The organism is Streptomyces zinciresistens K42 (assembly GCF_000225525.1).
Lineage (GTDB): Bacteria > Actinomycetota > Actinomycetes > Streptomycetales > Streptomycetaceae > Streptomyces > Streptomyces zinciresistens.
Window position 1 is genome coordinate 1 of sequence record NZ_AGBF01000125.1, and the last position, 20,476, is coordinate 20,476.

Below are 20,476 nucleotides of genomic sequence, written 5' to 3' on the forward strand. Positions count from 1 at the left end.
AGTGCGATCTCGGCCTGCAGACCGAGGTGGAGGTCCGTACCGACCTGGCGCGGGCCCGGCTGATCGGGCCGGAGTTCGACGTGCACGGGGTGTTCGGCTCCGATGAGGGCCGCCTGGTCGTGGACGGACTGACGGACGCGGCCCAAGGCGTGCTGGAGGCGCCCGAAGGCCTGCCCGAGATCCTGGTCAAGAGGCTGGGTCAGTTGTGCAGGGGCATGCCCAAGGAGTTCTCCGGGCTGGAGTTCGGGGACCTGCCGGACGAGGCACAGCAGGCGGTCCTTGAGGAATGGACGGCCCGGCCCTCGCTGCCGGACACGGACGAGGGGCGCCGCCTGGGCGTGGCCCTCGATGCGTTCTACGCCCATGCCGTCGCGCACGGCTACGACCCGGAGGCCGAGATCCCCCGCGAGGCCTGAGCGCGTCCCCGCACCGCCCGGCGGTAGACGGCCGGTGCTGCTCCGCCGACGCACCCAGCGCCCGGGGCCAGCGGCCCCGGCCCCCTCCTGGACTACTGATCCTCTGCGGACCCGCGGGGCCTTCATCCCCGCGCGGCCCCAGGCAGGGGGCACGTCCCACCGCCGGCCAACGGCCGGCCGCGCTGGTCGACGTGCTGCTCCGTACCCGCTCCGCCCGCTGCTGCGCCCCGCCGTCATGAGGCAACTTCCCTGCTCCGTGAGGTGGCCGGCCTGCTGCTCGCGGTGGTGGTCAGGCGGCGGGCGCGGGTGGCGGCGGTACGGGGGCGGGGGCCGCCGGCAGTTCAGGGGGAGGGCCGTCGGGTCGGGCAAAGCCCATGCCGTGGGTGAGGAGGTTGGTGGCGGTGATCCAGTCGGGTGGGGTGGTGCCGTTGCGGTGTGCTTCCTGGATGGCCGACCGGGACATGACGGCGAGGGCGTCCGCGAACACCTGGACGCCCGCGGTCGCGGCGGCGGGGGCGTTGCGGACGGCGGGGGCCGCGGCGAGGGCTTCGACGGCTGGTCGGATGCCGGCGGCGAGCCGGTCGACGTCGTAGCGGGCGCCGTGTGCGGCGAGGGCTTCGACGGCTGGTCTGATGCCTGCGGCGAGCCGGTTGACGTCGTAGCGGGCGTGGTAGGCGGTGAGGGCTTCGAGGACTGGTCTGATGCCTGCGGCGAGCCGGTCGAAGTCGTAGTGGGCGCCGGTGTCCGGTCCGCCGTGGGCGAGGGGGAGCGGGTGGGTGCGGCGGATCAGTTGCGTGAGCTGCCTGCGCGGGGGTGCGGGGCGGGTGCTGCGTTGGGAGGTGACGTGGTGGTAGGCGTCGAGGTACGGGCGCTGTGCGGCCGGAGGGATGCCGCACACGGTGAGGAACGTGATCAGCTGCTGGCGACTGGAGGGCAGGGCCTGGCGGTTGACGATCCGCGACGCGGTGGCGAGCGGCACCCGTGCCCGGCCCGGCCGGTCGAAGTCGCGCAGGGGCGGGGCGCCGGCCCTTTCGTACGCCGCGGCCAGGACGAGGCTGAAGTCGCGCGCGTCGCGGACGAGGTGGGGGGCCGGCGCCTTGAGGCCGGGGAGCTTGCCGCGCTGGGCGGTGCGGCCGAGGGCGTGCAGGCGGCGGGCCTTGTCCTGGTCGGCCGGGCCGGCGCCGCAGGCGCGGAGGTAGGCGTTGAGGACGGCCGCGGTGGGCGGGGCGGTGCCGGACTCGGCGCGCTGGACGGCGCCGCGGGAGATGTTGGCGTCGTCGGCCAGGGCGCGCTGGGTCAGCCGGGCGGCGCCGCGCAGAGCTCTCAGGTGCCCGGCGAGACGGGCGAAGTGGCGGTCCGGGACGGTGGCGGGGCAACGGATCATGTCCGGCGCCTACTTGCCCGCGCCGGAGCGTACGGCGGCCTCGACGAGGACGCTCATCAGGCGGCGGCCGCCGCCGGCGGCGGTGAGGGTGGCCGCGCCGATCGCGCCGCAGCCGCCCAGGAGGGCGAAGACGGTCTCCAGCTCGGTGCCGGCGAGGAACAGGCCGGTGCCGAGCCCGAGGACGGCGATCAGCAGGATCAGCGCGTGGGTGGGCCCGAACCGCCCGGCGGCGCCGTCCGGTTCACCGCCGCCTGCCGGCTCCGGTGCCTTAGGGGCGGTGGGTGCGCAGGTGCAGGCCGGGGCGGGCCCGGCCGGGTGCGAGGGAAGGCTCATGGTGCGCAGGACTCCTCCTGACGGGGGCCGCCGACGGCATGCCGGGGCTACTGGTCGCAAAGTGACGCAGCTCAGAGGCAGTTGGCCCTGCCGTTAGTCGGGCTGCGCGGCACACAGCCTTCCACGCCCCGGTATCCCGCCGCCCCGCCCCGGTGCGTCTTTTGTCCGGTGTGCGGCTTGCTGGACCCGCCGGTGTTCCCCGTCCCGCCGTGAAATCCGCCGACCGGCCGGCCCGCCAAAACCGGCCCGGCGACGACGGGTTGCGCGCCCGCTGCCCTCCTGGCGGCCCACCGTTTGTTCCGGCCGACTTGCGGCCTAGGCCGTATCAGCAAGACGGTGGTTCCAGCACGACACCGGCGGCGAGGCTGCCGGTGTCCTCCTGACGGCGCCTGGTCGCAAGCCCGAACCGCTTCAGGACTCCTGGCAGGCGCGTTGGCCCGCGCCCGCCGCCACGTCAGGCCGGCACCGCCCTTGGTGCCGGCCTGACGTGTTGGAGGCCGTCGTACAACTGCTCGACCGGCTGGCTGCGGGCGTGGGCCCGTCGCAACTCGAATCCCTGGGCCGGGTGAAGCGCGGGTCCGCGGCATTCGCGTTCACAGATGCCGCACCTCGGCGGTGCGGCCCGTCGCGGTGGCCCGGCCGGACCCGGTAGGCCCCCCAACCACCCCTGACGGGCCGTCGGGCGAGATCATGCAGGTCACGGCCAGCCGGATCGGAAGGCCCGTCAACTTGTGTGCTGCGCCTGCTCGGATGGCGGTACGCTCGTGGAATCGCCGCCGCCGAGGGCGGCCTGTTGCGCAGCCGGTGGACACCGCGGTATCCACCGGCAAGACCTGAGTACGCCGCCTGTACGTCACGGGGCGGGTACCCGGATCCGCCTGCGGGTCACCGAAGCGACGCCGGGTCAGCCCCGTGACGGACCGCGGTCCTCACCGAGCGGGCACGGGTGCGTTGCGCTTCGATGGCGCTCTGCTCGCGTACGCCGGTCACCGGCCGCGAGCCCGCCTCGCGCCGGCCCATTCGATTGAGGCCCTGTGAGCACCATCGACATCACCGACGAGCACGACGACATCGACGGCATCGAGGTCATCGACATCCGCTCCGGCGACCGCTCGACGCCGTTCGAGCACCGCGTCGAGCCGGTCAGCAAGACCACCAAGGCGATCAAGTTCCTCGAAAAGGACCACCCCGACGTCCAGATCTCCCCTGCCGCGGTGCGCCGGATCGCGTTCGGAGCGGTCGAGCCCGGACTCCTCGAAGGCGCCCGCCTGGAGCGCCACCGCGTCGAGACTGGCTGGCTGAGCATCATCACCTACCGCGCGTACACACTGATGCTGTCTCCTGCGATTGAGAACGACCGGCTCCTGGACGAGGCCCACTACGCGGCCGACCCGGATACCAGCGACAGCCAGCGGGTCCTGGCCATGCCCACGGCGCACGACACCGACGCCGCCCTCGTCTACGCCGACGCCATGGACGACCTCCTCGCCGCTATCGACCGGGCGTCCAAGGGGGTGAGGAAGAACAACCCGCAGGAAGTCGGCCGGCGCATCGTGGAGCGGCCCCTGACGGCCGTCCCTGTCACCTTCCTCAACCCCGGACGCCACCCCGACGACGACCTGAGCATCGTCGACGGCAATAGCCGCTGGGCGTCCTGCACCGCCGGCATCACGGTCCCGTCCAGCTCGATCCGCCCTACCAACGCCAAGGACCCCGACAGTCTGCTTCCGTCCCACCTCATGCGGCTTCCCCTCGCCGAGCGGCGCGATCTCGTCCGGGAGATCGTCAAGAACGCCCACCGCGACATCAACGCCGCCACCGGCACGAGCAGGGCCGCCCGTGCCAAGCGCGACCAGGCCGCCAGGCTCCTCAACGCGATGACCGTCCCGGTGCAGGTCATCGTCGGCTACACCGACGACAACCCGTCCATGGGCATGGGACGCTTCCCCGTCGCGGTCCGCTCGCTGCTGATGCGCATGAACGTCGGGGTGAAGTCGTTCGAGCCGTCCTCGCAGAACGGCGTCACCGCCGAGGAGATCGTCACCGCCCTGTTCGACGCCGGCGAGCTCGGTGACAACGCCCAGGCCGTGCGGGCCGTCCTCCTCGGCCGCGCCGATGTCACCGACGCCATGAAGTCCCTCGGCCTCAACCCCGCCTTCCGCGACCTGCGGTTCACGTACGTCGTCCAGCAGCTCACCCGCAAGGAGCCCCGGCTGAACGCGATCATGGCCTCAAAGCTCGACAAGCGCCGCCTCCAGGTCACCCACCGCAGCGGCCCGATCGTCGAACTCGGCCTGCGCTCCTACTCCAGCCTCCCCAAGGAGAAGCTGGCGCCCGTACGCACCGCGCTGGACACCGGCTGCCTGTGGCAGGCCCTCACCGACCACGAGTGGACCGTCGAGAACATCGACAACGACCAGGCCGTGGACGACCTCCTCGGCCGCGCCGACATCGGCGACATCCCCGCCCGGCTGCTCCTCGGCGTGCTCGCCATGGTCACCCTCGTCACCAGTGGCTACCTCCTCGCCCCTGGCGGCTCCGCCGAGCAAATCGTGGGCAACATCAAGGTCATGCGCGCTGGCGTCGGCACGGTCATCAAGACCGTCCTCGACACGAAGGAGGGCCGACAGGTCCTCGCCGACGCGATCAAGCGGATCCGGGCCGGGCTGCCCCCGCGATGGTGGGCCGACGGCCACCTCGTCGAGCGCGAAAAGTGGAAGGGCAGCGACTTCAACGCCCACCTGCGCCTCGCTGCCAACCACGGATTCGACCGCGAGGGCTACCAGAACGACCCCACCGCCACCGAACTCGAGGACAAGGCCCTCACGACCTTCCAGAAGTCCCTCACCGAGGCCGCCACCGACCTCGACGACCTGATCGCCCTGCGCAAGGAGAACGGCACCGACACCAAACTCCCCTGGATCGCCGTGGAGCCGTCCGTCAAGCAGCTCCGCTACATGGGCAGCGACCTCGGCGGCATCTCCGAGGCCGAGCCGCGCTGATGACCGACACCACCTGGACCGGCGTCGTTGCCGTCACCGACGACCGGTACGCCATGCTCGCCCGGCTCGCCGGCCAGTGGATCGTCGAACCGCAGCCCGAGCCGATCCCCATCGGCGAGGACTCCGGGTACGAGGACAAGGCCATCTACATCGCGGTCAACCGCAACGGCAACGCCTGCTACTGCGGAAAGACCCGCCCCACCCGGGCCCTGAACCGGGGGGCCGCCGCGACCAGGCTCAGCCAGCACATCAACCGCAGCACGTCGAAGCGGGACGAGTGGGTTGAGTACTGGGTGATCCCGCTCCGTGACGCCACCCCAGACCATGTCGTCTCCGCCCTGGAAAAAACCGTGGCAGCCCGCCTCGGCATCCCGCTCGTGCACCGGACGCGCATCCCGCGCCGACGCACCTGACCCCGGCCGGCCGAAACCAAAGCCGGCACCGCAAACACAGGAGGGGCCCCGCATCGACCGCACGGTGCCGGGTCCCGGAAGGGACCCGCGGGGCCTTCATCCCCGCGCGGCCTCCGGTTGGGGGCACCGCCCCCACCGCCGGCCAGCGGCCGGCCCGGCTGGTCGACGTGCTGTTCTGTCCCTGCCGTGCCCGCTGCTGCGCCCCGTCGTCATCGGGTGGCTTCCCTGCTGCGCAGGGCTGTTGACCTGCTGCTCTGCCCGGAATCCGACCTGGCTGGCGTCGTGCGGGCCCCGGCGCGGGCTCTGTCCGGCCGCGCCGGGGCGGCCGCGCTACTCGCTCGGCGGCGCGTCCGCGTCGGTGTCCTGCCCGATCCCGAGGGCCTTTGCGACCTCGTCGAAGACCTCGGGGTCGATGGGCGGCCTGGTGGCATCGGCCGGCCAGTCCAGATCGACGAAGACCGGGGTGTAGGGGGCCTGGCGCAGCTCGTCGACGGGCAGGGCGGACAGGAGGGTGTGCTGCGAGTCCAGGTCGGTCATGTGTGCCCGTTGGGCGAACGTGCGGGCCAGCGCCGCGCTCAGGTCGGTGGAGGTCGAGGTCTTGCCCTCGCCGCCGCGGCGGAAGTGCCCGGCGGCGAAGGCCGCCTCGGTCATGTGCCGTACGGCCGCCGGGTCGGGGCGCGCGGGGAGCGGCGTGGTCAGGGCGCGGGCCTGGTCGGCGGTCATGCCGGTGGCCGCGGTGAGGGCCCGGACGGTGTGGTCGGGCAGAGGGCCGGCGGCGAGTTCGTCGAGGCGTTCGGTGGCGGAGGTGCCGGGGGCGAGGCCGAGGAGTTCCATGGCCCGGTGCCGCTGGACGCCGGCCGCGGCGGCGACGCGCTGGATGTAGCCCTCGAGCCGTTCGGCGGGGCGGGGCAGGGGAGCGGCGGGGATCCGGGCCGGGAGGCTGGGCTGCTGGCCGGAGCGGGCGGCGACGGCCTGGCGGGCCTGGTCCAGGGTGATGCCGGGGTGTTCGCGCTTGTACTGGCGTACGGCGCGGTCGTGTTCCCGGTTGCGGGGGTTGGTCATGGCGTCTCACGTCCTCATTCCGGCCTGCTGCCCCACACGCGCCGGCCGTCCAGGAGGAGGGCATGACGAAATCGCTCGCGCGAGTCTCAGACGTCTGCGGTCCCCATCGGCGGTGTGGGCGTCGAGGTGGTGTGGACCGGGCGCGGCGCGGTTGCCCTTGGTGCACCGTCATCGTAGCGGCGGCCCCGGACACCCGAGGCGAGCGTGCACAGGTGCGGTCGGATCCGGCGTGCCCGGCCCCCGGACCGCGCCCAGGGGGTGCTGCTCGCCCCCGGGCCCGCGGCGGTGGGGGCGTCAGGGGGTGGTCAGTACGTAGGTGTGGGTGTGCAGGGTGCTGGCGATGGCGTAGCGGGCGTGGAGGCGGCCGTGGACGCGGTCGAGCGTGATCCGGGCGGCGCGGTGGCGCTGGGCGGTGCCCAGCAGGGAGGCGCGGACATCTGCGGGCCGGAGGCCGGGGGCAGGGGCGCGGCGGCCGCCGGTGGTGCTCCCGGCGAACGCGCCGACGCGGTCGAGGACCTGGCGGTGAAGGGTGGCGCCGGTGGCCGGGCGGATGTCGAGCAGGCGCAAGTCCTCGGGGGTGTCCAGCGCGCGCCCCGGCAGGGGCGCGTAGGCGTCGGGCGCTGCGGGCGCGAAGACGGCGCCGGGGTCGGCGGACAGCAGGCCGCGTACGGCGTTGTCGTCGAGCTCGCGGGAGTCACCGCCGGGCACGGCCCACTGCTGGCTGCGGCGCAGGCCACGGTGCCAGGTCCGGCCCTCGCTGGTGCGGACGACGTCGTGGTCGGCGAAACGCCAGATGGCCTGGGCGGGCGTGGACGGCACGTGTACTCCTGGGCCGATGGTGGCGGGGCGGGACGCTGCGCCGCTCCCGCGGGGCCTGTCCGGCCCCGCGAGGGCGGTGCTCACTTCCCGGCGGGTGCCGGGGTGCGGGCGGGCAGCGGGACGGGGTTGGCCATCGGGTCGTCGAGCTGGGCGTACCAGTCCTCGTCGCCGTGGAAGATCGTGGAGCACCCGGCGGTGCAGATGAGCTGGCCCGGCTTGAGGAGCTTCTGGACCTCGTGGACCGGCGGGTTGATGTAGCCGACGGCGGAGCCGTGGTTGCAGTACCCGCGCTCGCGCACGGCGTGCCAGGCATCGGCCTCGGCGTGCATTTGCGCCATCTCCAGGTCGACGTCCAGGCGCTCGGTGCGGATGGCTTCCAGTTCGTCGCTGCTGCTCTCGTCGCTGTACATCGGGGCCCCTCCGGATGGTCGCCGTTCCCTTTATGACTCTTAAGACTATACGTGCCGGATGGCATGATTGCAAGTCTTAAGAGACGATGTGGTTGGGTTTGGCGTACTCCGGCAGGGTGAGCGCCATACGGCGCCCGACCGGGTCCGCGGCACATGCCCGGCGAACTCCGCGGCCCGGCGGCCGGGCTGTGGCACCGGCCCCGGGCTGGTGTAAGGGGCTGTGAAGAAGAACGTCGCCTACATCGTCCTCACGCGGTTCTTCAAGAGGACGCCGTGGTCATCCCGTCCACATGGCGGGGTCCTCGCCCGTCCTGCGGGCGTACTCCTCGACCACCCTCCTCGCATCGGCGCGGGCGCCCGGCTCATGTTCGTGAGGCCGGACGGGCGGGGACGGCCGCCGGTTTTCGTGCCGCAGGACGCTGCGCCATGCTTCCAGCCACGGGGGCCACTGGGTCTCGGGGACTTCGCAGGCGCGCAGGAATCCCTCGAGCTGGTAGTCGTACCGCGGCACCGTCTGCTTGGTCAGGATCCTGTGCGCGGTGCTGTGGGGCAGCTCGCTGTGGTCGCCCGCCCGCTTTTGCATCTCGCGGGTGGAGGGAGCACCGGCCCGCTCCCACAGATCGTGCAGCGCGGCGCCCAGATCCCGGCGGTCGTGTATGAGCTCCGGGCGGGGAGCAGGCCGGCGCCGCCCCTTCCGCCCGGAGCGGGTCTGTTGCTCGCGACGGGCCTGCAACCACAGACGGTCCGCATCCTCGACGCGGGCGTCGCACGCTTCGGCGTAGGCGCGCACGACGTCGCGGGGCGGCACCGTGTCGCCCGAGGCGGCCCGCGACAGCGTGGTGGGGTCGTACTCGGTCCCGTCCGCAAGCTGTCGGTAGGAGTGCCCCTGGCGTTCGCGCTGCTCGCGCAGCCACTCCGCCAGCCTGCGCAACGACTTGTTGCCGGTCGTCACCGGCTTCTCCCGGCGGCCCACGACACCCCTCAGTCCGGCGGACTGAGCAGCGTGCCCAGCACCCGGCGCAGGCCCCGCTGCGGTGCTCCGGTGACCATGCTGACCACCAGGGCGGCGACCGTCCCGGCTCCCGCCAGCAGCTGCAGCACCGCGGGGACGCTCATGCCGGCGACCGTCGCCAGAACGCCGCCCAGGCAGATGATGATGACGATCACCACCGCCTCGGAGCCGCTCAGACGTCGCGGGACGGGAAAGCTGGGTTCGACGCACGCGGCAGACGAGGACTTGGCCATGGGGGCCTCCCTGAGGTTGTGGGCCCGGTGGCTCGAGGCCACCGGGACACCGGCTTGCGCTCCAACCGAATGCACCACGGGAGGTTGCCGCCGCCCATGACAGTGGTGCAGATACATAGTCATCGGTCACCCGAGCAAACTCCAGCCTCCCCATCACCCGTGAGGGCGGTTGATGCATTACTGGTCCCGGATCCGCCGACACGCAAAACTGATCGGACTTCAGCAGCTCAGGCCGACTGACCGCCTATTCATCGGTCCTTGGGTACCTGGCGCTCACGAAGTTGCGGCGCCGGCCTTCGAAGCGCATGGAATTGATGCAGTTGTGAACCAGGCCAGCTTGCGCCGCGCCCGACCGGCTGGGATGCTCCCGGGCAAAGGCACAAGATGCCCTCCCTGAGGCGACGGCTCCAACCATTGCTTTAAAGGGAAACAACCTCGTGTTGCCGCACGAGGACGCGAGAGCCGGTACCGCCTGCGCGGTGTCGGCTCATCGCATGTCGGACACGCTGCAGCCCTCTCCCCGCCTACGGCTCAGCGGCCGAGGCCGAAGGCTCCGGCCCCCCAGGACCCCGACACGGGCCGCCCTCCGCCCCGGCCAGCGCTCCGGGGCCAACGGCCCCGGTCCCGCACCCGACCGGCCAGGGTCCCGAAAGGGACCCGACCCCCACCCCCACGCGGCCCCCGACAGGGGGCACGCCCCACGCCGGCCAACGGCCGGCCCTTCTTCAGGGCCGGCCTGCTGCTCGCCGCCGTACACGGCCTCGCCCCAGGGGGAATCGTCCGTCGCACGGCGCCGTGTTCCCGGAGCCGGGGGAGCGGGTCCACGGACGTCGTGGACGACCCGTGCTGGCCGCGCTGCCACACGCCGCGCGCCGTACACGGCGTGACGGGGCCGTACGACGGTGACGTCCGCTGCGCCCGACCTGAAGTACCGCCCGGCGACGTTCACAAGTTCACACACTTCCACGCACGCGCCCATGCGGCAGGGGTCCGGCCGTACGACGAGCGCCCGCCCGGCCCCGGCCGCCTGCGACGGTGGTGACGAGCAGCAGCCGGCCGCGCCGAACGGCCGCCTCGGCCCGCGGTGGGCGCCGACAGGGAGGTGTCCGCCTCGGCGCGTGGGGGAGTGCCGGCAGGCCGGGGCCTGTTGGCCGTCGCGGATCCGCGATACCGGTCCGGGGTGGTGGCCGGCGGGGCTACGGTGCTGCGGTGAGCGACGAGGTGGCGCCGGCCGGCGCGAGCGTGCTGCCCGAGGTCGACGACGTCCTCGCGGACGCACTGGGGGCCCAGGGGGAGGCGGGCGTTCGGGCGTTGGGTCTGCTGCGCGATGCCCACCGAGTCCTTGCCGGCAGCGGGTTCGCGCGGCCGGCGGAGGTCGCCGCGGCGTGTGTGCGTTCGGCGGCGGACGCACTGCTGGGCCTGCCCGGCGCCCCGGTCACGGTGGGATTGAAGCCGGCGGCACAAGGCCTGCTGGCCGCGGTCGACGCCCTCGCGCGCCCCACCGCCGAGGTCTTGGCGCCGCACGGGCCGGTCGTCCTGTCCGGCCCCGCACCCTCGGCTGATGAGGCCTGCCCGTCCGACGGGCCGGCCGCCGAAGCCGGTTCGGCCAGCATCGCCGCCGACGCGGCCGGTGGCCTGTCCGGCGCGTCCGCCGAGGCGAGTACGGCGTGGGAGCGGGTGACGGCGGCCGCGGACGTGCTGCGCGACGAGCTCAACCGCCCGGGCCGCTATCACCAGGCGCGGGCCCAGGGGATCGTCGAGCGGCTGATGAAGGTGGAGCTCGGCGCGGCGCAGGAGACCGCGCTGGATGTGTGGGGAACCGTCTACGGGGTGGCCTCGGGGATCCTGCACGGCCGCAGCGCTCACCCCGGCGAGGCCGCCGTCCTGTACGCGGACATCCTCGCCGCGGCCCGCAACCTGCTGGTGCCGCTCCCCGGCCGCGCGGCCCGCGTCCTCGAGCTGGTCGCCTTCCAACACCCCGGCGCCGCCGAGGCGAAGGAACTCGCCGGCTGGGCGGACCCGCGCGCCGAGGCGTACTTCTTCCGCTCCGGCCCCGCCACGGCGTGGCTGGGCATTCTGCAGGAGCACGCGCCGCACCTGCTGATGCCGGACGGGGCGGCCGGCGGACGGTGGCCGGCCGCCCCGTTTCTCGACCACGTCGCCGCCGCCGACCCGGCCGCCGCCCGCGCCTGGCTGAACGCACCGGCCGACAAGGGCGCCCCCGGCGTCCTGCGGGCCCAGCAGATCGCCGCCACCGGCCGATCCGCCCTTGACGCGCTGCTGGGCCTGGCCGTACGCCACTGGGACGCCGTCGACGCCGCCCAGCTCCAGGCCGCGTTGGCCGGCCCCGGTGTCCGGGACGGGGACGGCGTGGAGGTGGGGGCGACGCTGCGCCTGGCGGCGCGGTGGGCTCGCGCGTTCCCGCGCGCCGAGCGGACGGGGCAGTGGATCGGTGCGGTGGAGGGCCTGCTGGCCGGCGCGGTCCAGGACGAGCACACCGGCCACCTGGCGCTCGATGCGGTCGCCGAGCGCGTGAGGGCCCAGATGAAGGCCGCCGGCCTCCTCGACGGCGGCGACGAGGACGCTGCGGGCGCGGTGGCTGACGAGGCGGCGGGCACGGATTGGGTGGCGACCGAGGAGGAGATGCGCGGGCTGATCGCCCTTCAGGTCGCCTCCCGCCTGCCCGACCACGATGTCGCCATGCTGGTGCGGGAGCTGGCGTGCACCGCCTACCCGGCCGGCCGCCGCGGCCCAGCACACCGCAACGTGGGCGCCGTCCGGGCGGTCCTGGCCAAACTGCTCGCCCACGACGTCGAGTTGACTCCCGAGCAGGCCCGGCCGGTCGTCTTCCACGCCGACCTGGACCAGGTGCGCGTCGGTGACAGCGCGGCGTTCGGCGGGCCGCGGCTGGCGCGCGCCGTGCTGGACGTGGCCGCGGCGGACGCGGACGCCGGCACCGGCCTGGCCCAGCGCACCCGCCACTTCCGGCGGGTGGCCGGCCTCGATGCCCGCCTCCACACCCGCCTGATGGCCGCGCACCTCGCCCACCGCCCGCCGGCCGTCGGCGCCGTGGACGGGCCCGAGTGGTGGCAGCAGGCCCTCGCGCTCGTCCCGCAGGCCCTGGCCGCCGACCCCGACCCGGAGCCGGCCCGCCTCGTCGAGTTCGTCCTCGCCGCCTGCCCGCCCGAGCACGCCGCGCAGCTGGAGGCGGACGTCCGCACGGCCCTGGGCACCGCGCCGCCCGCCGCCCTCGTCGAGGAGGTCCTGCCCGCCGGCACCGAGTCCGCCGACGGCCACGCCGAGCCGCTCGCCACCTGGCTGCGGGTGTGGGACTGGTCGCCCGTCCTGACCTCCCCGCTCCTTCAGGGCTGGGAGTCACTGCTTCAGGCGCTGCGCCGCCGTGAGCCCGCCGGCCCGTCCGACCCGCGCACCCAGGCCGTGCTCGAACCGTCGAAGACCACCACCGCCGTTCAGGCCGAGGACCTGGCGGAACTCGCGGTCGGGCAAGGGCCGGTGGCGGCCGCGGCCCGGATCGCCGGTGCCCCGGATGCCGGCGACGACGGGTACGCGATGGTGCTGCACCGCCTCGTCGCCGCCGACCCGGCCGCCTGGACGACCGATGTGCCCGCCGTCCTGACCGCCCTGGGCCGGCCGGAGCTCGCAGCGTTCTACCTCGCCGCGGCCGCCGCCCACGCCGACCGGCCCGGCGCCTTCCCCGACGATGCGCTGCCGGCGGCCGTCGCCGCGGCGCTCGAGGTACGCCGCGGCCTCGGCGAGAGGGCCCCCACCGTCGGCTTCGACGGCGTACGGCGCTGGCCCGCCGGGGTGTCCTTCGCCGACCAGGCGCTGTTCGACCTGCTTACCGCCGCCTGGCGTGCCGATGCCCTCACCGGGGAGCAGGCGAACGACGCCGTGGCGTACCTGCAGACCCTGGTCGCCTCCCTCACCCGCCGAGCCGGGGACACCGCCCCCGCCGCCAAGACCAAGGACGGCACCACCACCTCCACTGCGCCCCCGGCCCCGGATCCGGCCGCCGCTGCTGCGGGGACCGCGGGGGAGGGGACGACGCCGGCGCTGATCGGATCGGACAGGGAAGTCCGGGCGCTGGGCTGCCTGCTGGAGTACGCCGTCCACCAGGCCCGTACCACCGGCGAGATGCCCGAGGAGGTCCTGAACACGGTCGCCGGCGTCCTCGCCGCGCACGCCGGCCAGGAAGCGGTGGCCACCGCGATCGGGGTGCACCTGCCAGCCCTGCACCGCCACGCGCCCGCGTTCGCCGCCGCCCACCGCACCGCCCTGTACGGTCTCGTGTCCGGCCGGCCCTCGCCGGCCGCCTCCTGGCTGCGCTGGGGTGGCCCCGACGGGCAGCTGCTCGCCGCCCTGGACCGGGCCGAGCTCCTCGCCGCGCTGCGCGCCGGCATGCCCGGCGCCGCCGAGCACCTCGCGAACGCCCTCCTGGACGACCCCGCCCTTCTTGGTGAACCCCCCGCATGGTGGGCCGAGTTGGCGGACGGCACCGGCGACGTGGCCGCGGTCTCCCGCCTGCTGGAGGCGATCGCCGCCCGCACGCCGCACACCGGCGCCGACGGCCCGCTCCCGCCGGCCGAGCAGGTGCGGGTGCAGGCGGCTGTGGGCCTGTGGCGGGCCGCGCTCGCCGCCCCCGGCCTGCCGGCGGGTGCGCTCGCCGGTGCCGGCGCCTTCGCGGACGCGGCCATAGGGGAGACGGCGTGGCTCGAGCTGATGCGGGCGAGCGCCGAGCACTCCCCGGCCCTGACCGACGCCGATCTCGTCGTCGAACGCGCCGCCGCGCACCCCGACCGTGCCGATGCCCTGCTCCTGGCCGCAGCGCTGGTCACCCAGGCACCCGGGACATGGCGGGAGGCGGCCGTACGACGCAACGCCCGCGCCCTGCTGGACGCCGCAATGGCCCTGCCCCAAGGGGAACGCCCCTGCGGGGTGCAGGAGCTGAGGACGGCGCTGGTCAACGTCGGCGACGTCGACGCCGCCACCCGCAGGTGAGCCACCCGGCGCCGCGCCCGGCGGTTCACCGCGGCGCCGGCCGCAGCCGTTCACGAGCCCGAAGGAGGCCGACATGCTGGGAATCCGCGTCCACATCAAGGGGCCGGCCCGACAGAAGATCGCCGCCGAGCTGAAGAAGGCCTACGACAAGGGCGCCTCGATCCGCACCCTCGCACACGGCTGCAACAGGTCCTACGGCTTCGTCCACCGCCTGCTCACCGAGGCCGGCACCACCATGCGCTCGCGCGGCGGCCCCAACAGCCGCAGCCGGACAGCACGCTGACACACGACCCCGCCCACACCCCACGACGACCCACCAGCCGTACAACACCCACCCCGCCCCGGGGCCAACGGCCCCGGGCCCGCACCTGATCCGGCCAGGGTCCCGAAAGGGACCCGCCCCGCACCCCCACGCGGCCCCCGACAGGGGGCACGCCCCACGCCGGCCAACGGCCGGCCCGCCTTGCCCCCTCCTCAGGGTCGGTCTGCTGCTCGCCGCCGTACGAGGGCCTCGCCCCGCGCCGGGCCGCGAGGGTCATCACCCGTTGTTCTGAACGGAGTTGGGAGAGGATAAGGGGTATGGGACGAGCCTCTCGACGACGTGCAGAACGCCGCAACGCGCCACCGGCGGCGCCCGAGCCCGATGCCGCTCCCGGTGTCGTGGTGCTGGACCGGTACCTGATCCGCCCGGCCACCCTGGACGACGACCCCGAGGTGGTGCGCGCGCTCCTGGAGCCGGTGGACTTCATGGACGCGGCGATGCCCGAGGAGATCGTCGACCGGATGCGCACCGGCTGGCGACTGCCAACCCAGTTCGGCACCGCGACCCTGCTGCTCGCCCAGGAACACCCGGCGGGAGAGGTCGTCGGCCTCGCCCATGCGATCCCGCCGGTGGAGTGGCTGATGGCGATGGAAGCCGGCTTGGGCCGGCAGCTGTGCCTGAGGCTGTCGAGGTCGCTCGTCGAGCTGGAGGCGGTGTCGGTGGCCGACGGCGCCCGCGGCCAGGGGCTGGGGCACCGGCTCGTCGACGAACTGGTCCGCTCCTACAGCCGTCAGGGCTACGAGGCGATGCTCGGCGGCATCCACACCCACAAGCCGCACTTGGCGCCGTACTACGAGGGCGACGGCTTTCACGTCCTGTCTCCCGGGGCCCCGCTCGACCTGGAGCTGCCCGCCGGCCGGGTCCGGTACCCGGCGAATGCGTCGATGCGGCACCTGGTGCGCCCGCTCGCCCCACAAGTGTCGTACCGGGCCGGCGTCCTCGCCGGCCTGCTCGCCGGCCGGTGACACCCGGCCCGCGCTGGGGCCCTGCGCGGTCCCGGGCCGGCGCGCATCGACGTTGCCGCTCCTGCGCCTGGGGGATATCTGCGGCCGATCAGCGAGGAGGAGCAGCCGATGCCACTGACCGCGCGCCTGCACGGACACGGAACGCTGGATGCGACCCTCGACGGCCTGGGCTGCGGCCTGGCCTGGGAGGCCGTGTACCGGGTCCGGCCGCGCCCTGTTCTGGCCTGCACCCAGTGCGGACTGCCGATGCACGCGAAGGTGTCCGGGCGCGGCGGGCGGTTCTTCGCGCACGACCGCCGTACCACGGCCTGCGCCGCCGCCGGCGAGACGGAAGAGCACCGCAGCCTGAAGCGGGCGCTGGCCGCCGCTGCGCGGGAAGCCGGCCACCGGGCGGAGCTGGAGGCCAGTGCCGCGCACGGCGGCTGGCGGGCCGACGTGCTCGTGACCACTGCGGGAGGCCGGCTAACCGCTCTGGAGGCGCAGCTGTCCTCCGCGCCCCTCGACGACGTCCTCGCGCGCACCCGCCGCTACCAGGACGACGGCGTCGGCGTGGTCTGGTTCACGCACCGCGCCGCGCGCTGGCTCGCTCACGTGCCCGCCGCACGCCTGTACCGCCCCGCGGCGCCTGACAGGCCGTGGAGCCGTCTGCATCCGCTCGTGAGCCGCTTCAGCGTCGTGTCCTGCGGGGAAGTCTGCGACCCGAGCCCCTCCTGGCACGGCCCCGTCCACGCCGGCTGGGACCACGACGAGGAACGGACCCTGACGGAGTTCGTCGCCGATGCCCTCAACGGCCGCCTCGTCCCCAGAACGAGCACCACCGCCCTGGGCACCCGCTACGACGGCTGGGCCGCCCCCGAGGACGTCAAGGCAGCCGACGACTACGCCGCATCGCCCCAGGCCGCGCCGCCCGCACCTGCATGAGGTGGCCGGCCCCGCCGCGCCGAAGAAGTCGAGGCGGCGCCGGCCGACGGCGGCGCCCGGACGTGCGCGGCTGGCCGACGGGCGCACTGCCGTCACCCGGGCAACGACGACGCGGTGCTGGCGGTCAGGCAGTTGGACGGCCCGCGGTGCCAGGGGGCGTACAGCGGCGGGCCGGTGTGCGCCCTGCCGGCGCCCGGGTGGCCGGCCCTACCGTCGTGACGGCGCCCCGGTGTTCGACCGGACGTCAGAGAAGGGGTGGGGAACGGGATGGAGCGGCGGAGACTGCTGGGCGCGGGAGTTGTGCTGGGTGCCGCGGTCGCCGTGCGGCCGGCGGCGGTATGGGCCGCCGAGGACCCGCCGGCGGTCTCGGACGCCGAGCTCGCCGCGGCCCGCGCGCTGTTCGCAGCCGGCGCCTACGACCGGCTCGGCCGGCTGATGCCGCTGCTCCTGGACGGCGCCGAACACGGCGTTGCAGCGGGCCCGGCCGGCGCCGCCCGGGCGGCCGGGACGTGGGTGCTGGCCTCCCATCTGGCCGTCAAGCAAGGCCGCACCGGGGCCTCCGGCGCGTACGCGGCCCTGGCCGGCGCCGCGGCCCGCCGCTCCGGGAACGCGGTGGTGCTCGCCGACGCGGCCCGCGCGGCCGCGACCCCGCTGCGCCGCACCGGCCGCGCCCAGGAGGCCCTCGCTCTGCTGAAGGAGGCGCGCGCCCACCTGACGGCCGTCTCCCGGCCCTCGGCGGCCGAGCTGGACGCGACGGGCATGGTGGCGCTGACGGCCGCCTACACCGCCGCCCAGGCCCATCTGGGCGCCTCCGCACGGGACTTCGCGGACGAGGCCGAGGACACGGCCCTGCGCCTGGCCCGCCACCCGCACGCCGACGGCCGGCCGTCTCAGCTGTCGGCCGGCCAGTGCGCGCTGTACCGGATCGGGATCCACCGCCGCCTGGGCGACGTCGACACCGCCCTCGCCCACGCCGCCCGCCTGGACCCCCAGGTGCTGCCGACGGCCGAGCGCCGCGCCCGCGCCGCCACCGACACCGCCCGCGCCCTGCTCGACGCCGGCGACATCGCCGGCGCCTTCGCCCAGCTGCGCCTGGTGGAACTCGCCGCGCCCGGCGAGGCCCGCCGCCCCTCGGTACGCGCCCTGACCGCCGAGGTCGCCGAAGCCCAACCCGGCCTGCCGGGCCTCGACGCCTACGCACGCCGCACCGCCCCGGGGGCCAAGTCGCCAGCCTGGTAGGGGAGTTGCTCAGGCGGGGGCGGACTGGCCCGACGCTCGCCGGGTTGGGAGGCCCTCGCTGCGGGAGTTGAGGGAGGCGTTGGTCGGCTCCGGGGACGTCGACGGCGCCCAGCGCCCTGGACCTGGCACCGGCGTACCGCCCGGCCGCCGTGCGGAGCCCTCCCCGCCCCCTCTGCGGCCAACTCCGGTCCAGCCACGGTCGGTTGGGCCCGGACGGCCCCAGCGGGCCCCGAGACGCACGATGCGTCCGAGACAGTCCCCGTGAGCCGGCCACCGAATATTGCAAGCCTCGACACCACCACGACGGTCCGTCGGCCGACCCGGCGCGCTTCCACGCGCCCCCGCACACGCACTCCGGCGCCCGATCACGCTCCGCGCCCCTCCGCACGCCCCCGAGGTAGCAGGTCGCACAATTTCTCCGACCACACACACCGCCAGAGCGCCCGGCAAAAACAGGCTTGAGTTCACCGGTAAAGCAATTCAAAGCGACCAGGAAAGGGAGCTCCAAGAAATGCGGTATTCGAATTCGGGAGGGATGAGGGGGTGGCTCCTGCAGTCTCGGGCACCGGCCCGTCGGCACATCCCACCCCCAGGCGTCCCGGGGCCGGCGGACCCTGCGGACACGGCCGGCGTCGACCGGGCTTCGGCGGCGGGCGCCAGCTGCGGCGCGGTACGGGCGTACGGCCGTCCCCCGCTGCGCCCGGTCGGGTACGCCCGCAGCTCGCCTACTCGTCGCCCGAGGCGGGGTTCGTGCGGCGGATCGGCGCGGTGCGGATGTGGTCGATCCAGGTCTCCATGTACGCCTGGGCAGTGGGGTGTTGGCTGCCAGGCCCGGTGAACAGACTGTGCTGGGCGTGCTCGGCGAGGATCTCGTGGACGCGGTCGGCGAGGTGTCCGTACTGGGGGGTGAGGCAGGCGGCCAGGGCGTGCGGGACGCCGGAGGGGTTGATCAGCAGCGGGACCATCTGGTGGAGCAGCACGGCCAGGCCGGTGTCCTCGATCGCCGTCCGCAGGGCGGCGAGGCCGGGGGTGTCGGGCATGAGGAACCCGTACATCAGGTGCAGGCCACCGACGCCGGCGAGGAGCTGCGCCCGAGAGCGGGCCTGGGCCATCTCGTGCTCGCCGGCCGCGGCCAGCAGAGCGAGCGGGTCCACGGCGCCGGCCGGCATCCAGACGTCGAACGTGCCCTCCTCCTCCGCCTGTTGGGCGGCCCCGGCGGTCTCCGCCCAGTCCAGGTGGGGCAGGAGGACGGCGAGGGTCTCGACGAGCAGCTCGCCGCCGACCTCGCCGGAACCCATGCCGGCCGCCGCGGCCAGGTGTACAGCCGCGCGCCGCCGCACGGCGTCCTCGCCCCGCACGACCGCGCTCTCGGCCTGCCCCTCCATCAGCCGGCGCACCGCGACCGGGTCCGGCGTCCCGGCCGGCCCGTGGGCGAACGCCCGCTCCGCCTCCGTGTAAAAAGCGTCCCGCCCGGTGTCCCGCTCCTCCTCGCCGGTGGAGCTGGCCGCCGTACGGGCCTGCGCGAGCACGCGGTGCGCACGGGAGTTGGCCATGGCCCACAGCAAGGCCTCCCGCACCGCCGGCCACGGCGGCTCCGGCACCACCGCCACGCCCGGCACGAGCGGACGTCCGGCCTCGGCGTACCAGCCGATGACCGTCCACCGCAGGTCCCGCCCCTGCCGGCCGTGACGGGCGAGCGCCGCGGCGACGTCGACCACCGCCTCCTCAAGCACCGACACCGAACCCCGCCCACGCCCCAGCCACCGCCGCGCGTGCGCCGGCAGCAGCCCGGCCCCACGCCACCGCTCCAGCTGCGCCGCCGACACCGTCAAGCCGAGCGCCGCCAGGCGCTCGATCAGCTCCTGATCCGCCCCACTGGGCTCCCCACGTGCCACAACGCCCCACCTTAGAACCCCGCGAAGTACCCGCGAACCACCAACAGCCGGCCTGGCTGACTAGCCCTCACCACCCCACGGCCCACAGCCGACAGGGACCCAACACCCCGAAGGAGCCACCCCGTGCCCAACCCCCGCCACCGCCGCGCCCGCATCACCACCACCGTCACCCTCCCCCTCCTCCTCACAGCCACCACCGCCGGCCGCACCGCCCTCACCCTCGCCGGCATCGCGCTGCTCCTCCTCCTGGCCACCACAGCCACCCTCGCCCTGCGCACCGCCTACGCCCGAAACCCCGCCCACCGCACCGCCGCACACCGAACCCTCCACCTCCTTCTACGCCTCGCCCCCTGGTATCCCGACCGCCCCCAATAAGCGCCCAACGGGCGCCCAACCAACCCCCACCAAAAACCCGCCCAACACACCCAAGGAACACCCGATAAAGCCAATCCAAGGCCGACACATAAACACGCCGCCTCACACCCAAGACGGACCCCCTCCACCGCGCCCACGAAGCAGCAAAAGAGCCTCCAGAGCGACACCGAGAACACCCAGAAAAAGACACACACTGCCTTCCCATACCGCTCACGGAAAAGGAATAATGGAAGACGCAGAACACGAGGGGCATCGGGGCCGATAAAACGACGGTCAGCCACTCTCGCACCCGGGCCACGACACCAGCCAAAATCCACCCCGGAAACCCGAGCAGGCCCACCGCCGGCCACCCCAACGAACCGCCCCCCAGCCGCCCCTGGCCAACGGCCAGGGAACAGTTCCACCCGCCGGGCGTTCGTATATTGCAACTCTCGACACCCACCCCCGACCAAACCACAAAGCCCCAGCTCAACGCCCCACAATCCCCCAGCGCCGAAGGCGCCCAACACCCCACCCCCACACCACAACTGACACCCTCACACCCACACCCAGGCCCGACAGGGCCCACCACACACCACCCGCACTCGACACCGGCCGCCCGAACCGGGCGGCCCAACAACCCACCACCACAACAAAACTGAAACACCCTCAAAAAC

Annotated in this window: 17 protein-coding genes; 9 read left to right on the forward strand and 8 right to left on the reverse strand. The window is 74.2% G+C overall.

Annotated elements, in window-relative coordinates:
• On the forward strand, positions 1-416 hold a 416-nt coding region (locus SZN_RS41555; protein WP_007500520.1), incomplete at its 5' end, for a hypothetical protein.
• Positions 417-705: 289 nt separating this feature from the next.
• Here the strand turns inward: SZN_RS41555 and SZN_RS25925 are convergent.
• Positions 706-1,800 carry a helix-turn-helix domain-containing protein gene (locus SZN_RS25925; protein ID WP_007500522.1) on the reverse strand — a complete coding sequence of 365 codons (1,095 nt, stop codon included), beginning with the start codon at positions 1,798-1,800 and terminating at the stop codon, positions 706-708.
• Between the two features lie 9 nt (positions 1,801-1,809).
• On the reverse strand, positions 1,810-2,133 hold the full coding sequence (locus SZN_RS25930) for a hypothetical protein (RefSeq protein WP_007500524.1): 324 nt from the start codon (positions 2,131-2,133) through the stop codon (positions 1,810-1,812).
• 1,034 nt (positions 2,134-3,167) lie between these two features.
• Between SZN_RS25930 and SZN_RS25935 the strand changes: the two genes are divergently transcribed.
• The gene (locus SZN_RS25935; protein WP_007500525.1) at positions 3,168-5,135 is read left to right on the forward strand and encodes a hypothetical protein; all 1,968 of its coding nucleotides are present in this window, start codon (positions 3,168-3,170) and stop codon (positions 5,133-5,135) included.
• Complete coding sequence (locus tag SZN_RS25940; protein WP_007500527.1) at positions 5,135-5,548, forward strand: hypothetical protein; 414 nt, start codon at positions 5,135-5,137, stop codon at positions 5,546-5,548. Before SZN_RS25935 ends, SZN_RS25940 begins: the two co-directional genes overlap by 1 nt.
• Positions 5,549-5,878: 330 nt before the next feature.
• Here the strand turns inward: SZN_RS25940 and SZN_RS25945 are convergent, their stop codons facing one another.
• The 5 genes from SZN_RS25945 to SZN_RS41565 all read right to left on the reverse strand — a co-directional run bounded on the left by SZN_RS25945 (position 5,879) and on the right by SZN_RS41565 (position 9,084).
• Positions 5,879-6,610, reverse strand: coding sequence for a P-loop NTPase family protein (locus SZN_RS25945; RefSeq protein WP_007500529.1), 732 nt, complete (start codon positions 6,608-6,610; stop codon positions 5,879-5,881).
• A gap of 294 nt (positions 6,611-6,904) precedes the next feature.
• Complete coding sequence (locus SZN_RS25950) at positions 6,905-7,429, reverse strand: hypothetical protein (protein ID WP_007500530.1); 525 nt, start codon at positions 7,427-7,429, stop codon at positions 6,905-6,907.
• An 80-nt stretch (positions 7,430-7,509) separates the two neighbouring features.
• Positions 7,510-7,839, reverse strand: coding sequence for a hypothetical protein (locus tag SZN_RS25955; RefSeq protein ID WP_007500532.1), 330 nt, complete (start codon positions 7,837-7,839; stop codon positions 7,510-7,512).
• Between the two features lie 277 nt (positions 7,840-8,116).
• Positions 8,117-8,791: a helix-turn-helix domain-containing protein gene (locus SZN_RS41560; protein WP_007500533.1), complete on the reverse strand. Its 675-nt coding sequence runs from the start codon at positions 8,789-8,791 to the stop codon at positions 8,117-8,119.
• A 29-nt stretch (positions 8,792-8,820) separates the two neighbouring features.
• Positions 8,821-9,084, reverse strand: a complete 264-nt coding sequence (locus SZN_RS41565; protein WP_007500536.1) for a hypothetical protein — start codon at positions 9,082-9,084, stop codon at positions 8,821-8,823.
• A gap of 1,209 nt (positions 9,085-10,293) precedes the next feature.
• Here SZN_RS41565 and SZN_RS42020 point away from each other — a divergent pair.
• The 5 genes from SZN_RS42020 (at position 10,294) to SZN_RS25990 (ending at position 17,550) form a co-directional block, all read left to right on the forward strand.
• On the forward strand, positions 10,294-14,103 hold the full coding sequence (locus SZN_RS42020) for a hypothetical protein (protein WP_007500539.1): 3,810 nt from the start codon (positions 10,294-10,296) through the stop codon (positions 14,101-14,103).
• A gap of 73 nt (positions 14,104-14,176) precedes the next feature.
• On the forward strand, positions 14,177-14,386 hold the full coding sequence (locus SZN_RS25975; RefSeq protein ID WP_007500541.1) for a helix-turn-helix domain-containing protein: 210 nt from the start codon (positions 14,177-14,179) through the stop codon (positions 14,384-14,386).
• A 296-nt stretch (positions 14,387-14,682) separates the two neighbouring features.
• On the forward strand, positions 14,683-15,390 hold the full coding sequence (locus SZN_RS25980; RefSeq protein WP_244313418.1) for a GNAT family N-acetyltransferase: 708 nt from the start codon (positions 14,683-14,685) through the stop codon (positions 15,388-15,390).
• 108 nt (positions 15,391-15,498) lie between these two features.
• Positions 15,499-16,311, forward strand: coding sequence for a competence protein CoiA family protein (locus SZN_RS37745; RefSeq protein WP_007500545.1), 813 nt, complete (start codon positions 15,499-15,501; stop codon positions 16,309-16,311).
• 267 nt (positions 16,312-16,578) lie between these two features.
• On the forward strand, positions 16,579-17,550 hold the full coding sequence (locus SZN_RS25990) for a hypothetical protein (protein WP_007500547.1): 972 nt from the start codon (positions 16,579-16,581) through the stop codon (positions 17,548-17,550).
• 725 nt (positions 17,551-18,275) lie between these two features.
• Here the strand turns inward: SZN_RS25990 and SZN_RS25995 are convergent.
• Positions 18,276-19,445: a hypothetical protein gene (locus tag SZN_RS25995; protein ID WP_007500549.1), complete on the reverse strand. Its 1,170-nt coding sequence runs from the start codon at positions 19,443-19,445 to the stop codon at positions 18,276-18,278.
• A gap of 123 nt (positions 19,446-19,568) precedes the next feature.
• Between SZN_RS25995 and SZN_RS26000 the strand changes: the two genes are divergently transcribed.
• Positions 19,569-19,820 carry a hypothetical protein gene (locus tag SZN_RS26000; RefSeq protein ID WP_007500551.1) on the forward strand — a complete coding sequence of 84 codons (252 nt, stop codon included), beginning with the start codon at positions 19,569-19,571 and terminating at the stop codon, positions 19,818-19,820.
• The last annotated feature ends 656 nt before the right edge of the window (positions 19,821-20,476 follow it).